We start from the raw sequence: 13489 nt of genomic DNA, 5'->3' as shown, positions 1-13489 counted from the left end.
ATGGAAGAAAATTCCCGGTCACAAGCAATTAAGTGGGCTCTAAAAACTTCTGTCCCCGTGTTTATGGGATATATCCCATTAGGCGTTGTTTTTGGATTCTTGTTTGTTCAGGCAGGTGCTGAGTGGTGGCTTTCCCCACTTGCTTCAATCATGATTTATGGAGGAGCAGTTCAGTACATGATGATTCCGATGCTGGCGGAAGGGCTTCCGATTTCCGCCATCGCTTTTGCTACTTTTGTTGTTAATCTCCGCCATGTCTTTTATGGTCTCTCACTGATAGATACCGTTCCGAAAAAAGGTCCGGCTAAGTGGTTTTTGTCTTTTCTGCTGACCGACGAGACATACTCTTTATTAACTACTCTTCCAAAATCGGTTCCTCTAAGCAACCGACTCTTTTTAGCTTTCTTTAATTATCTTTGGTGGATTCTTGGAAGTCTGATTGGCGCTCTTTTAGGGCTAGGGATCAAAGTCAATTTAGGCGGTTTTGATTTTGTGCTGACAAGTTTGTTTGCGATGCTCTTATGTGAGCAATGGAGACAAAGAGACTCTTCTTGGCCGGTCTGGATTGCATTGGCCTCTTATGGAGCAGCCAGATTAATCAGCGTTGAACATTGTCTGGCCTTGGCTATTGCGTTCTCCAGCATTGGAGCATTGCTGCTGATGCTGCCGCGCAGAAAGATGAAGGAGAAGATTTATGAATGATTACGGTTATCTTTTTGCGACATTTTTCGCAATGATGATTATTAGTTTCGGGGAGAGGGCGTTGCCTTTTGCTGCCGGAGAATGGCTGCAAAAACAGAAGTGGGCAATTGTGCTGGGGAAGTTCTTGCCGCTGGCTATTATGTTTTTACTGGTTCTTCATTCTTCTACAGGAGCCGCATTAGCTCACGGCGGATTGCCGATCCCAGAGTTGGCAGCGATTGTTGCAACTTTAGTACTTCAGTGGTTCTGGAAAAATGCGTTGCTTTCTATTTTTACCGGAACTTTAGTATACGTTGTTCTGTTTAACTCTATGTTTTAATTGTGAAAAACCCGGATAGGTCCGGGTTTTTCTTCGACTCAGTCAACTGAGCTAAATGTGAGGACCGGATTTCTCAAGCTTCTTGCATTTCTCGTTTGTTGCCGCAAATTTGGCGAAGTTAGCAATGAATTTAGAAGCGAGTTCCTTAGCCTTTTCGTCCCAAACTGCAGGGTTCTTGTAAGAGCTCCTTGGGTCCAAAACGTCTTTTGTCACTCCAAAGACTTCAGTCGGATATCTCAAATTGAAGAAGGGAATAACAGCAGTCGGTTCTTTCAAAATGGACTGATTCAGAATTGCGTCAATGATTGCTCTTGTTTCTTTAATGGAAATGCGTTTTCCAGTTCCGTTCCATCCGGTATTGACGAGGTAGAACTTGGCATTACTTTTCTCTGCTTTTTTCACCAGCTCTTGTGCATACTTGAAGGGATGAAGAGTTAAGAAAGCTGCTCCGAAGCAGGCAGAAAATGTCGGCTTCGGTTCTGTAATTCCTCTTTCTGTTCCAGCTAATTTGGAGGTGTAGCCGGATAAGAAATAGTACATCGCTTGATCTGAATCAAGAATGGATACCGGAGGAAGGACTCCGAAAGCATCGGCCGTCAAGAAGATAATGTCTTTAGCGTGCGGACCTTTTGAAATTGGTTCGACGGTATTTTCAATGTGGTAAATCGGATAGGAGACGCGAGTATTTTCTGTAGCTGAAGAATCAGAAAAATCTATCTTTCCGTTTTCGTCGACGATGACATTTTCTAGCAGAGCGTCTCTGCGGATGGCTTTGTAAATATCGGGTTCGCTTTCTGCATCGAGATTAATTACCTTCGCGTAGCAGCCTCCCTCGTAATTAAAGACACCTTCATCGTCCCAGCCGTGTTCGTCGTCGCCGATGAGAAGGCGTTTGGGATCAGCGGACAGAGTTGTTTTACCTGTTCCGGATAAACCGAAAAAGATGGCAGTTTCTTTGAGCGATTTATCGGTATTTGCCGAACAGTGCATAGAGGCAATTCCACGCAATGGATTTAAGTAATTCATTACGGAGAACATACCTTTTTTCATTTCGCCGCCGTACCAAGTATTCAAAATCACTTGGATTTTCTTTTTGAGATTGAAAGCAATAGCAGTTTCGCTGTGTAAGCCGAGTTCTTTGTAATTTGCTACTTTGGATTTGCTGGCAGTTAAAACTACAAAGTCAGGTTCTCCGAATTCTGCTAATTCTTCAGGTGTGGGACGAATGAACATATTGGTGACGAAGTGGGCTTGCCAAGCCACTTCCATGACAAACCGAACTTTCAGACGAGTATGTTTGTTGGCTCCGCAGAAGGCATCAACAACGTAAAGTTTTTTGCCTGAAAGTTCTTTGACGGCTTGTTTTTCTAATTCTTCCCAAGTTTCCGGAGTGATAGGCTTATTGTCGTTGGGATATTCCGGAGTATTCCACCAAACCGTTTCTTCCGTTACTTCATCTTTGACAATGTACTTGTCTTTGGGAGAGCGGCCCGTGTAAACGCCGGTCATTACATTGAGAGCACCTAACTCAGTTTTGAAGGCTTTTTCGTAGCCGTTTAGTTCAGGATGAGTTTCTTCTTCGTAAAGTTTGTCGAAGGATGGGTTGTAAATGATTTCTTTAACGTTGGTAATCCCATAGCGGGAAAGGTCAATATTTTTATTATTCATCTTAGCCTTCTTACTTTCTTGTACCTTTTAGAGGCTCAAGGACGTGGTTGTGTTACAAAATTTAACTGTTTAAGGTTACTACTTTTTGCATTCCATGAAAAGAAAAATTTTGAATGAGAATTAATAGCAAGATTGAACAAGTCTTAAAAAAAATCCGGTGACGGCTTTCGCTGCACCGGACAAAAAGGTAGGAGGATTATTTAACTGTTGATTTATCGCTGGAGAATTTGAATTCTTTTAGATCAGACTTCAAATTGGAGGCATCGTTTTTGAGATTCTCTTTGTTTTGCTGAAGAGATTGAAGATCTAGCGATTTTGCATTGTCTTTCAAAGAAGCGGCATGTTCCTTTGCGCTTTGGTAATCAGAGACGAAACCATTGGGACCGTCCTGAGGAAGCACTGTTTCAGCAGCAGGTACAGAATTGCTCGGTGTTGGAACTTCGAGCTTATCAGCTGCTTGTGCACCGAGAGCGGAAAGTCCTAAGATTAAAGACGAGATCACTAAAATCTTTTTCATGTTGTTTCTCCTATAAATAGAAACAAACTAATGATATAAGGGTTTTATCCTATTTTAAAAATAAATTTTGTAAAGAATGTAAGTGTAAATTAATGCCTTCATTCAACAAATCTATAAAGAGCTAAGAATGCAGGCTAAGTACTCGGATAAATATTCTCTCGAACATTCTATGATTGGCTATTTGGGCATTGAGCTCATCAGTGAGGAAGAAGGACTTGTAAAGGCCAGGATGCCGGTCAACGAAAAGACTTCTCAACCTTTCGGTGTTTTGTGCGGGGGCGCATCCTTAGCTTTTGCCGAAATTATTGCCGGTTACGGTTCTTTTCTGTATTGCGGTGAAAATGAGATACCGGTTGGGTCATCTGTTTCAGGAAATCATATTTCTTCCGTTAAGACCGGAGATGACGTGTGGGTCTATGCTGTTGCAAGGTGCTTGCATCATGGACGTCGAACTCACATCTGGAATGTAGACATCTTTAATAAAGATGAGAGGTTGATAAGTACGGTCAGAGTCACCAATTTTATTGTTGAAGATAAGTCGAAGAGCTGGAAATAAGAAGGAGCTTTCCTAGCTATTTCGGGAAAGGAGACTCAAAACACTGGGTGGTGAAAAACTCTTGTGAATGATTCTTTCTTATTGTTAGGAAAGATGTCAAACGGAAGCTTAGCTTCTGGTCTATCTCATTCTTGGGCAGAAAAAAGATTTATTTTTTCTGAAATCGACAAGTTTGAGTATTTTTCAATTAAAAACCAAAACTAACTCGGCGGGAGCTCCTGATTGATAGGGAGGGGATTTTATAGTTTAAAGGTAATATAGGGAGGGTGAATATAAAATTTTTCGAAAAATTCGGCACTTTTCGTGCAGTTTGAAGTGTTTCGAAGAAATCCTCAGCTAACACAAAATAAAATTTATAAATTTCATAGCATTAGCTGAGGGTTTCAATTGTACAAACTTACATCCTTCAACTGAAACATGTCGTTGCTCTTCTGCTTCTTCGGCATTAAGAGGTTTCAATTGTACAAACTTACATCCTTCAACTGAAACTCTACATTTTATTCAGCAAGAACCGAAAGACTGGAGTTTCAATTGTACAAACTTACATCCTTCAACTGAAACAACAATGAGCCAATAAAAAATATTGTTAGCGCAAAGTTTCAATTGTACAAACTTACATCCTTCAACTGAAACAACATTTACCCGGTAACAATCACGTTAGAAGCTAATGTTTCAATTGTACAAACTTACATCCTTCAACTGAAACGTTATAACCACAAGTCGTTTGCAAGAGATTTAAGGTTTCAATTGTACAAACTTACATCCTTCAACTGAAACACGGGGAGCCGCAAGAAACCCTTGAAGAGTATTACGTTTCAATTGTACAAACTTACATCCTTCAACTGAAACCTCTCGTTCTGTTTTCTTTTCCCACTCTCTGGCCTGTTTCAATTGTACAAACTTACATCCTTCAACTGAAACTGAGGTGTCTCACTCAAAAGCGCTGTCGGAGGCCCTGAGTTCCCGGGGCGTAGTTTTCGTCTCAACAGTAAAAAACTACATTCTTCAACTGAAACTTTAACAACGTTTATAAGCCCCAAAGTACTGGCAAGAATGTACTGAACCAGGGTACGTAAATGATCAGTATCAAAGCTAAAACCGCAGCTATCAACAGCGGAATTACCGCAGGCGTAATTTCTTCCATCGTTAGTCCGCTGATCTGAGCTCCCACGTATAAGTTAACCGCCACGGGAGGAGTAATCTGGCCGATGGCCAAGTTAACCGTCATCATTACGCCGAACCATACAACGTCCCAGCCGAAGTGCCTGATCAATGGGAGTAGGAAGGGCAATAAGACGTAGTAAATAGAAATCGCATCTAAAAGCATGCCTGCAAGTAACAGGATGACGTTGATAAGCGCAAGGAGAACCCAAGGATTATCAGACAACGCTAATAAGAATTCGGCGCCTTTTTCTACTAAGCCAACAGTACTTGCAACCCACGCAAAAAGCCCCGCACAGGTCACAACAAACATAATAACGGCGGTCGCTTTGACAGACTCTACTAGAACTTCTAATAAAATTTCAAAAGAATTGAATGTCCTATAAATAAAGACACCAACAAAAAGACCATAGAAAATAGCCACAGCAGCCGCTTCGGTTGGAGTAAAAATACCGCCGTAAATGCCGCCCAAAATCACAACTGGAGTCATGACGCCCCAGAAGGCGTCTTTGAACGCTTTCCAAATAGGAACAGAACGAGGCAGACCTCTGTAGCCGCGTTTCTTTGAAATAATGTAAACGCAAATCATCAGGCAGCCGGCCACAAGCAGACCGGGAATGATGCCCGCAGCAAATAGAGCCGGAACGGAGGCATCGGCGATACCGCCGTAAACGATAAATGCGATGCTTGGAGGGATAACAATCGCTAAGCCAGAGGTCACGGAGACATTGGCTGCTGCAAAAGGTTTGTCATAGCCGCTTTTAACCATCGCAGGAATCAAAATTAATCCCAACGCAGCTACCGTTGCGGGGCCCGATCCGCTGACTGCACCCCAGAAGGTTGCTACGGCAACGGTTGCAATGGCCAATCCGCCGGTCATGTCTCCTACAAGGGTCTCGACTAAGGTGACGATGCGGGCTGCAATACCGGCTCTCTCCATGATGAATCCGGCAAGAATAAAGAAAGGAATTGCTAGGAGAGGAACTTTTGCCACGCCTGCAAAAAAGTTGTAGGGCAGCATGTCGATGCCCATGTCGTACATCCACGCAACAATCGAAGCACTAAGCCCTAGACAGATAGCAATAGGGACTCGCAGAGCAAGCGGGATAACAAAGAGCAGAAGAAGAACCAGTGCCGGATCTTGAAAGAGTTCTGTCATTTCTGCCTCCTACACTAGTCCAGACTTAAAGTCACTGATGACTTTCTGGATAATGCGCACAATGATTAAAAGGGAAAATAGAGGAGTGGCCATGGTGTAAAGCCAGACCGGAATGTCCAAAGACTCACTGGAAACATTCAGAGAAAACTCATCCCAGACTTCAATGGAGCCGAGATAAACAAGAGCAGCAAAAAAAGCAATGCTGCAGACAACACCAAAGATGTACATCCCTTTTCTTAAAGCAAGCGGACAGGCGTTATAAAGTAGGTTCATGCAGAAGTTGCTTCCATCTCTGAATGCTCTGGCGGTTCCAAGAAGGACAATCCAGACAAAGAAGTTGACTGTCAACTCTTCGGAGGCGGAGAAAGAGAAGTTTGTGCAGTACCTAACAATGACATTGATAAAGGATATGCAAGCCATTAGCCCTAAGAGAAAGGCTCCCAGTATTTCTTCAAACCGGGAATTTAAAAAATTCAGCATCTTTTTACTTCTATTTTGAAACGGGCGGCTTTTGCCGCCCGTTAACTACTCAATGGTTCAATTACTGAGCGGCTTTCATGTCTGCTTCAGCGGCTTTCACGAGTTCAGGACCAATCTTCTTTGTCCAGTTGTCGCGAACTTGCTGAGTTGCTTTGTAGAAGGCTTGAATTTGTTCGGGTGTGAAGCTTGTTACTTCCATACCGTTCTTCTTCAATTCAGCATTAGGATCGCTGACGGCAGGAACTTTACCGATCTTCTGCAAGTAAGCTAAGGCTTCGCCATTGTCAAAGCCTAAGCGGGAGAGGGCTTTGCCGTAAAGTTCTGCTTCAGCTGCGCATTCAAGAATGATTTTTTGGTCTTCTTTGGAGAAACCGTCCCAAACTTTCTTGTTTGCTGTCAAGAAGAGTGGGTCAATCATGTAATGCCAATCGGTCATGTGCTTGTGCCATGTCCACATCTTCATTGGGATGTTGATGCCGTTGGTCGGATTTTCTTGACCGTCAACAATGCCTTGTTGGAAACCGGTAACGGCTTCAGACCAGTTAATAGCCTGCGGATTGGCGCCTAAAGCTGTGAAAATATCAATGAAGATCGGGGTGCCGCAAACGCGAAGCTTCATGCCCTTCATATCTTCAGGTTTGTTGATTGGACCCTTGCTGGTTGTCAGTTCGCGGAAACCGTTTTCGGACCACCCGATGAATTTAACCCCTGTTTTTTCGATAGCGTCTTGAAGCATCTTGCCCGACTTTCCGGCTTCGATGGCATCCATAGCTTTGTAACGGTTAGGATTGTTGGCTACAAAGAAAGGAAGGGCAGTCAAGTTAAGTTCTTTGATCTGCGGGGACCAGTTAATTGTGGAGGCAAGAGCAAAGTCGATGGCGCCGCGGCGAACCAAAAGAAGCTCGGATGTTTGTTTGCCTGCCATCAGCTGAGCGCCGAAATAAGGCTTAATGTTGACTCTTCCGTCGGTTTTGTTTCTTACGCAGTCAGCAAAGAAAGTTGCTGTTTGTCCCCAGCCGGAAGTGGCTCCTGGAACGACGCTTAATTTGTATTCTGCTTTATATGCGGCGGATACGGCTGTCATTAACCCTGCACAGGCGAGGGTAAAAAGCGCTTTGCCGAACAAGTGCTTCATGTTGAATCTCCTATTTGTGTGGATTGAGTTTTAAAAATTAGAGGCAATACAAAGCCGCTAGTCTTTCTTAGTTTTTATAACTTCACGGCTTATGGCTTCCATCTTGGACAATGGATGTGCAGTTAGGAAAAGGAAGCTTTGTGGGTTCCTTTTCCATTGTCAATATGTTAACAATAATTTCTGCGGTTCTTCAAAATTGGGGCACTGAAAAACAGAAATAGATGGAAATTACTTAGGTGGGAGTTGGTCTGCGAGATTTTTCGAAAAAAGAAAAGTTCCGTTTTTCTAAGTTTTGACGAGCAAAAGAGATTTCTTTGGTCTCATTAATGGGCAGAAATCTTCTCTCTTTCCCCCACTTGATCCAATAATGACTAATCCTGCTTGAGTGCCTGAGCGTTTATTTGGTTTTTAGGCTATTTTTGAAGTAGGATTAACCCATATTTGGTTGAATTTATCGGTGTGATGGTGAAAACATACAAGATTAATATTGCAGGTATGGAAAGAGCATTGCCTCTTTGCGCAATTAATGATGATCTTTACATTGGAGCTTTTATCATTGTTGGAGACCCTTCGCTTTCTGAGCATTGCGCCCGAGAGCTTCTTAAGATTGCTCCTGAATTTGATTACGTTCTTACTGCAGAGACCAAAGGTATCCCTTTAGTCCATGAAATGGCAAGACAAAGGGGAGATGCTAAATATATCGTCGCCAGAAAGAGTAAGAAACTCTACATGGTTGATCCTTTCTTTGTTGAAGTTCAGTCTATTACCACAGCCGCTCGGCAAAGGCTCTATTTAGATCAGCTCGATGTCGAAACCATGAAGGGGAAGAAAGTATTAATCGTTGACGACGTTATTTCAACCGGGAAATCTTTGGAGGCATTAGAAGAGCTGGCTGAAAGATGCGGAGCTAACGTTGTTGGAAAGATGGCTATTCTTGCTGAAGGGGAAGCGGCTGATCGCGACGATATCCTTTTCTTAGAAAAATTGCCTCTTTTCAATGCAGAAGGCGAACCGATTTCTTAATTAAGGAAAAGCAATGATTGGCATTATTGGAGCAATGAAAGTTGAGGTTGAAGGCCTCAAAAAAGAACTGAAAGATCTGAAGGTAACTACTATCAGCGGCATCGAGTTCAACCAAGGAATTTTGAACGGAACTCCTGTTGTTATCGCTGAGTGCGGCATCGGGAAAGTCTTTGCAGCTATCTGTGCACAGACAATGATTTTGAAGTTCGGCGTGGACAAAATTATTAATACCGGTGTGGCCGGAGCTCTTTCTCCTGACTTAGAGGTTGGAGACATGGTTGTTGCTACCGCAGTATGCCAGCATGATATGGATACTTCCGGCTTAGGGGATCCTATCGGAATGGTTTCGGGCCTCAATCAGATTTTCTTTGAAACCGATAAAGCTCTTCAAGAGCTTGCTCTTGAAAGTGCAAGAGATAAGGACTTCAAGTGCGTAACCGGAGTTATTGCGACCGGCGATCAGTTTATGAAAGATACCGTCAAGGGAGAATTAATTGCAGCAACCTTTAAAGCAGTTGCCGTAGAAATGGAAGGCGGTGCCATCGGCCAAGTCTGCGCGGTAAATAAGATTCCATTCTTAGTTATTAGAGTAATGTCTGACTGCGCCGACGACGGAGCGAACGTAGATTTCGCAGTATTCCTGGATGGAGCGGCTAAAGAATCTATGGAAGTTGTCAAAGGAATAGCTGAAAGCTACGCATCATAATTTCGTTTTTTCAACGTAAAGAGCTCGCATATCGCGGGCTTTTTTTTGTTAGAGCAACGCGATAACGGCGTGTCCAAAGATTATTATTCCTGTATCTCAACTCAGCTCTCAAGGATTTTTTTATGAATTTCATTTGCAGCAAATGTGGGAAATTAACGCCGACACATACTCCTCAAGCTTCATGCTCTTGCGGCGGATTGTTTTCTCTTCCTAATGAGTTTCCCAAATTTGAAGAAAAGCTAATCGATAAAAATGAATGGAGTCTTTTCCGCTATCGGGCTTTTATGAACATCGAAGGGGAGAGCTGGCGCGATGTCACGATGGGAGAGGGCAGAACCCCGATCATCTCTTTTGACAAGGATGTCATGGTCAAGATGGATTACATGATGCCGACTCTTTCTTTTAAAGACAGAGGCGCAGCCGCACTGGTTGCTCATTTGAAAGAAATCGGTGTCAAAAAGTGCGTCCAGGATTCCAGCGGAAATGCAGGTGTGGCTGTAGCTGCTTATTGCGCAAGAGTAGGCATCGATTGCGAAATTTATGTGCCGGAAGGAACAAGTCCTAAAAAGATTTCTATGATTGAGGCATTCGGAGCTAAAGCGGTCGTTGTACCCGGAACCCGAGATCATTGTGCGGATGTATGCAGAGAAAAAGTCGTTACTGAAGGAGCCTATTACGCCAACCACGTTTTTAATCCATTCTTCTATGAGGGAACAAAAACTTATATCTACGAGACCTATGAGCAGTTGAAACGTATTCCGGAAAATATTTTTATTGAATTAGGAAACGGAACATTGTTTATCGGAGCTGTGTTGGCTTTAGAACATCTTTTGGCTTCAGGTGTTATATCTCATTTCCCGCAGGTTATTGCCATCCAAGCAAGCGGTTGTGCACCTTTCTTTGAAACTGTTGAAAAACAATTAGATCATCTCGCTGAAATTACTCCTGTCCCCACTTTGGCCGAGGGAATTGCGATTGGCAAGCCAGCAAGAGCAGAGGAGATCATGGACATGATTAAACGGCATAACATTCGTGTTGTGACGGCACCGGAAGAAGAAATTCTTCCCGCACGCCGCAAACTGGCTGCTAGGGGCATTTACGCCGAGCATACAACGGCGGCGGCTCTGGCTGCCTATGAGCAATACTGCAAAATTTATGGGCACACCCCGGACTCCCTACTGTCAATGTGCGGAGCAGGTATTAAAAGCGACCACTAATAGCCGATTCATGTAATCTATTTGAGCAATTGAAAAGACCAATATAAGGAATCGTTGCAATCTTCTAAGTGGAAATACTAAGTGGATATTGGTAAAATCCCTATAGAGAAACTTTGGGGGTAGATTATGAGATATCCGAAAGAGTACCAAGCTCAAGAAAGAATTGAAGCTAGAAAAGATTTACAACTTATTGAAAAAATGATGAAAGTTAATTTTGTATTCTTATGTGCAGGATTTCTTCTCATGCAGGTCATCGGTCTTTTGACAAATTAAAAGACGATTTGCAATTTTTTTTAGAGTTGTGTAATATCACGCTTCACTTGCAGGGGAATCGCCAAGCTGGTTAAGGCACCGGATTCTGATTCCGGCATTCGAGGGTTCGAATCCTTCTTCCCCTGCCAGCCTCTTTCAAATCACTGGCTTCAAAATACGAAGCAAAGTTCTAAAGCATATTTTTTGTTCCAAAGACGTTCACGGATGTTTTTTCAATCTTTTTCTGCTTTCTAGCAGGTTTTGCGTTGTCTAACTTCGTACTTTTCAACACTTAAAGAAAAACAAGAAAAGATTCTTAACATTGATAGAAAGTTTTTAAGCAACAAAATTGTGTAATTCAAGGAAGTCGTTATAATTAACCGTTTACTAAATGGCCTAGTGATTTTTAGGCCTCTTTATTGATACTAAAGAATATTTTTATTTGGACGGCTCGGCTCTTCCGGGTCGAGAGGAAAAACAGAAAATGACAGAAACAAAAGATCAAGTTGAAGCAGCTCCAGCCGCTGAAGAAGTTAAAGCTGAAACCGCAGTTGCTGAACCTGCCAAAGAAGAAGCAGTTAAAGTTGAACCGAATCCGCTTGAAAGAAAGGTTGAAGTCTCCGTTTCTCGCGCTGACATTGAAAAAGAAGTTCAGAAGCGCTTGAAACAGTATGCCAAGAAGGCAAAATTCCATGGTTTCCGTCCAGGCAAAGCTCCGATGAGCATGGTTGCCGCCACTTATGGTTTCGAAGCTGAACAAGAAGCTATCAACCAGTTGGCTGTTGATGCAGCTTCTAAAGCTTTGCAGGAAGGCAAGTTTGAAATTGTCGGCCAGCCCTCTATCTATCCGGCTGAAAAGCAGGACGAAGAAGGCCTTGTTAAGTTCGAAGTTGCTTTCGAAGTTTTCCCGGAAGTTAAAGTGCCTGACCTCAAAGGTGTTAAGGTTACTGAATACGAATGCGCTCTTACTGAAGAAGACGTAAACAAGACATTGGACGTAATGCGCAAACAGCGTACAACTTACTCCAAAGTTGAAAGACCGGCTCAAGATAACGACTTGGTTACAGTTGACTTCGAAGGCAAGCTTAACGGTGAAGTTTTCAAAGGCGGCAAAGCTGATAACTACAAGTTTGTTCTCGGTGCAGGTCAGATGCTTCCGGCTTTTGAAGATGCTATCAAGGGCATGGCTATCGGTGAAGAAAAGACTTTCCCGCTCACATTCCCTGCAGAATACCCTTCTCAGGAATTGGCCGGAAAAGAAGTTTCCTTCACGGTCAAACTCACTGGAGTTGAAGAGCCTCATCTTCCAGAATTGAATGATGAATTTGCTGCTTCTTTGGGTATCACTGAAGGCGGCGTTGCTCAGTTGACAGCTGATGTTAAAGAAAACCTTGAACGCGAACTCAAGAACAGATTGACCAACAAGACAAAACAGAGCGTTATGGATGCTCTCTTGAAGGCCACTGAATTCCCTGTTCCTCACGCTTTGGTTGAAGAAGAACGTTTGAAGATGGTTGAAGCTCAGAAAGAAATGCTCAAGGCCCGCGGCCTGACTCTTCCTGACACTGTTTTCGCCAACAAGGAATTGATGCTTGATGCAGCTACTAACCGTGTTCGTTTAGGTCTCCTGATTCAGGAAATCATCAAGGCAGAAGACATTAAGGCTACTCCGGAAGAAGTTAAAGCATTGGCTACAGATATCTCCAAGAGCTTCGAAGATCCGGAAGAAGTTATCAACTGGTACTTGAATGACCCACAGCGCAAGTCCGAATTGATCGGTGTTGTTCTTGAAAACAATGTCGTAAATTGGGCATTGAAGAATGCTGATACTCAGAAAGAAACTGTTAAATTCGAAGATTTGATGGCTGCACAGGCTTAATTCAAATTCTTGATTTAGGTTTTTAATTGGGCGGGGGCTGCAAAGTCATCGCCCATTTGTCTTTAGGAATAAAACATGCAAGATAAGATTTTCACTCCTCCTACTATGAACAATTTGATCCCAATGGTAATCGAGCAGAGCGGAAGAGGTGAACGCTCCTTCGACATCTATTCCAGACTGTTGAGAGATCGTGTGATTTTTCTTGTTGGACCTGTGACTGAACAGAGTGCTAATTTGGTCGTTGCTCAGCTTCTTTTCTTAGAAAGCGAAAATCCTGATAAAGACATCTCTCTGTATATTGACTCTCCGGGAGGGAGCGTCTACGCCGGTCTATCTATTTACGACACTATGCAGTTTATTAAGCCTGATGTTTCAACAATCTGCTTAGGTATGGCCGCCTCAATGGGCGCTTTCTTGTTGGCTTCTGGAGCCGCAGGTAAGCGTTATGCTCTCCCGAACTCCAGAATTATGATTCATCAGCCTTCCGGCGGTTCTCAAGGTACCGCAGCTGATATCGAGATTCAGGCCAAAGAAATTTTGGAATTGAGAAGCCGCTTAAACGGAATCCTTGCTTCTCATACAGGTCAGACCATCGAAAAGATTGCTAAAGACACCGAGAGAGATAATTTTATGAGCAGCTTGGAAGCTAAAGAGTACGGCATTATTGACCGTGTATTTACAAAACGTTCAGAAATCCAGGCTAAGGCTTAATTCC

Annotated in this window: 14 protein-coding genes, 1 tRNA gene and 1 CRISPR repeat array; of the genes, 10 read left to right on the top strand and 5 right to left on the bottom strand. The window is 43.1% G+C overall.

From position 1 onward, the window contains the following. Together RDK53_RS04775 and RDK53_RS04770 are read left to right on the top strand one after the other, a co-directional pair. Entirely contained in the window at positions 1–702 is a 702-nt protein-coding gene (locus RDK53_RS04775; protein ID WP_308513530.1) for an AzlC family ABC transporter permease, read from the top strand. Further along, the gene (locus RDK53_RS04770; protein WP_066592655.1) at positions 695–1021 is read left to right on the top strand and encodes a branched-chain amino acid transporter permease; all 327 of its coding nucleotides are present in this window, start codon (positions 695–697) and stop codon (positions 1019–1021) included. Before RDK53_RS04775 ends, RDK53_RS04770 begins: the two co-directional genes overlap by 8 nt. Before the next feature lie 51 nt (positions 1022–1072). On the opposite strand, the gene pckA is transcribed toward RDK53_RS04770, so the two are convergent. Together pckA and RDK53_RS04760 are read right to left on the bottom strand one after the other, a co-directional pair. After that, the gene (pckA, locus tag RDK53_RS04765) at positions 1073–2689 is read right to left on the bottom strand and encodes a phosphoenolpyruvate carboxykinase (ATP) (protein WP_308513529.1); all 1617 of its coding nucleotides are present in this window, start codon (positions 2687–2689) and stop codon (positions 1073–1075) included. Positions 2690–2885: 196 nt separating this feature from the next. Continuing rightward, complete coding sequence (locus RDK53_RS04760; RefSeq protein ID WP_308513528.1) at positions 2886–3206, bottom strand: hypothetical protein; 321 nt, start codon at positions 3204–3206, stop codon at positions 2886–2888. Positions 3207–3333: 127 nt separating this feature from the next. Between RDK53_RS04760 and RDK53_RS04755 the strand changes: the two genes are divergently transcribed. Continuing rightward, positions 3334–3762 carry a PaaI family thioesterase gene (locus RDK53_RS04755; RefSeq protein WP_308513527.1) on the top strand — a complete coding sequence of 143 codons (429 nt, stop codon included), beginning with the start codon at positions 3334–3336 and terminating at the stop codon, positions 3760–3762. 380 nt (positions 3763–4142) lie between these two features. Further along, positions 4143–4778: direct repeats of the CRISPR family, unit length 37 nt; unit sequence GTTTCAATTGTACAAACTTACATCCTTCAACTGAAAC. Between the two features lie 11 nt (positions 4779–4789). Here the strand turns inward: RDK53_RS04755 and RDK53_RS04750 are convergent. The 3 genes from RDK53_RS04750 to RDK53_RS04740 form a co-directional block, all read right to left on the bottom strand. Further along, positions 4790–6082, bottom strand: a complete 1293-nt coding sequence (locus RDK53_RS04750) for a TRAP transporter large permease (RefSeq protein ID WP_308513526.1) — start codon at positions 6080–6082, stop codon at positions 4790–4792. A 9-nt stretch (positions 6083–6091) separates the two neighbouring features. Further along, on the bottom strand, positions 6092–6562 hold the full coding sequence (locus tag RDK53_RS04745) for a TRAP transporter small permease (protein WP_308513525.1): 471 nt from the start codon (positions 6560–6562) through the stop codon (positions 6092–6094). Positions 6563–6623: 61 nt separating this feature from the next. Beyond that, positions 6624–7697 (bottom strand): DctP family TRAP transporter solute-binding subunit, encoded by a 1074-nt coding sequence (locus tag RDK53_RS04740; protein WP_277037572.1) that lies wholly within the window; start codon positions 7695–7697, stop codon positions 6624–6626. Between the two features lie 441 nt (positions 7698–8138). Here RDK53_RS04740 and RDK53_RS04735 point away from each other — a divergent pair, with 441 nt between their 5' ends. From RDK53_RS04735 to clpP, 7 genes are all read left to right on the top strand, one after another. Then, positions 8139–8720: a phosphoribosyltransferase family protein gene (locus tag RDK53_RS04735; protein WP_308513524.1), complete on the top strand. Its 582-nt coding sequence runs from the start codon at positions 8139–8141 to the stop codon at positions 8718–8720. Between the two features lie 13 nt (positions 8721–8733). Then, the gene (locus tag RDK53_RS04730; RefSeq protein WP_308513523.1) at positions 8734–9426 is read left to right on the top strand and encodes a 5'-methylthioadenosine/adenosylhomocysteine nucleosidase; all 693 of its coding nucleotides are present in this window, start codon (positions 8734–8736) and stop codon (positions 9424–9426) included. Positions 9427–9548: 122 nt separating this feature from the next. Next, complete coding sequence (locus RDK53_RS04725; RefSeq protein ID WP_308513522.1) at positions 9549–10643, top strand: threonine synthase; 1095 nt, start codon at positions 9549–9551, stop codon at positions 10641–10643. A 126-nt stretch (positions 10644–10769) separates the two neighbouring features. Beyond that, positions 10770–10916 (top strand): hypothetical protein, encoded by a 147-nt coding sequence (locus RDK53_RS04720; protein WP_308513521.1) that lies wholly within the window; start codon positions 10770–10772, stop codon positions 10914–10916. Between the two features lie 51 nt (positions 10917–10967). Then, positions 10968–11044, top strand: a tRNA-Gln gene (locus RDK53_RS04715). Positions 11045–11379: 335 nt separating this feature from the next. After that, positions 11380–12774 (top strand): trigger factor, encoded by a 1395-nt coding sequence (gene tig / locus RDK53_RS04710; RefSeq protein ID WP_308513520.1) that lies wholly within the window; start codon positions 11380–11382, stop codon positions 12772–12774. 75 nt (positions 12775–12849) lie between these two features. After that, positions 12850–13485, top strand: coding sequence for an ATP-dependent Clp endopeptidase proteolytic subunit ClpP (gene clpP / locus RDK53_RS04705; RefSeq protein WP_272894033.1), 636 nt, complete (start codon positions 12850–12852; stop codon positions 13483–13485). The last annotated feature ends 4 nt before the right edge of the window (positions 13486–13489 follow it).

The sequence above is a fragment of the uncultured Turicimonas sp. genome, from assembly GCF_902477955.1.
In the GTDB taxonomy this organism is placed as follows: Bacteria; Pseudomonadota; Gammaproteobacteria; order Burkholderiales; family Burkholderiaceae_F; genus Turicimonas.
This window is presented reverse-complemented; position numbering and strand designations above follow the sequence as displayed.

Bases quoted from the DNA above. Each gene is read 5' to 3' on its own strand.
- RDK53_RS04760 (WP_308513528.1), bottom strand. From the start codon at position 3,206: ATGAAAAAGATTTTAGTGATCTCGTCTTTAATCTTAGGACTTTCCGCT.
- RDK53_RS04770 (WP_066592655.1), top strand. From the start codon at position 695: ATGAATGATTACGGTTATCTTTTTGCGACATTTTTCGCAATGATGATT.
- RDK53_RS04755 (WP_308513527.1), top strand. From the start codon at position 3,334: ATGCAGGCTAAGTACTCGGATAAATATTCTCTCGAACATTCTATGATT.
- RDK53_RS04730 (WP_308513523.1), top strand. From the start codon at position 8,734: ATGATTGGCATTATTGGAGCAATGAAAGTTGAGGTTGAAGGCCTCAAA.
- RDK53_RS04740 (WP_277037572.1), bottom strand. From the start codon at position 7,697: ATGAAGCACTTGTTCGGCAAAGCGCTTTTTACCCTCGCCTGTGCAGGG.
- RDK53_RS04720 (WP_308513521.1), top strand. From the start codon at position 10,770: ATGAGATATCCGAAAGAGTACCAAGCTCAAGAAAGAATTGAAGCTAGA.
- RDK53_RS04750 (WP_308513526.1), bottom strand. From the start codon at position 6,082: ATGACAGAACTCTTTCAAGATCCGGCACTGGTTCTTCTTCTGCTCTTT.
- clpP (WP_272894033.1), top strand. From the start codon at position 12,850: ATGCAAGATAAGATTTTCACTCCTCCTACTATGAACAATTTGATCCCA.
- RDK53_RS04745 (WP_308513525.1), bottom strand. From the start codon at position 6,562: ATGCTGAATTTTTTAAATTCCCGGTTTGAAGAAATACTGGGAGCCTTT.
- pckA (WP_308513529.1), bottom strand. From the start codon at position 2,689: ATGAATAATAAAAATATTGACCTTTCCCGCTATGGGATTACCAACGTT.
- RDK53_RS04775 (WP_308513530.1), top strand. From the start codon at position 1: ATGGAAGAAAATTCCCGGTCACAAGCAATTAAGTGGGCTCTAAAAACT.
- tig (WP_308513520.1), top strand. From the start codon at position 11,380: ATGACAGAAACAAAAGATCAAGTTGAAGCAGCTCCAGCCGCTGAAGAA.
- RDK53_RS04725 (WP_308513522.1), top strand. From the start codon at position 9,549: ATGAATTTCATTTGCAGCAAATGTGGGAAATTAACGCCGACACATACT.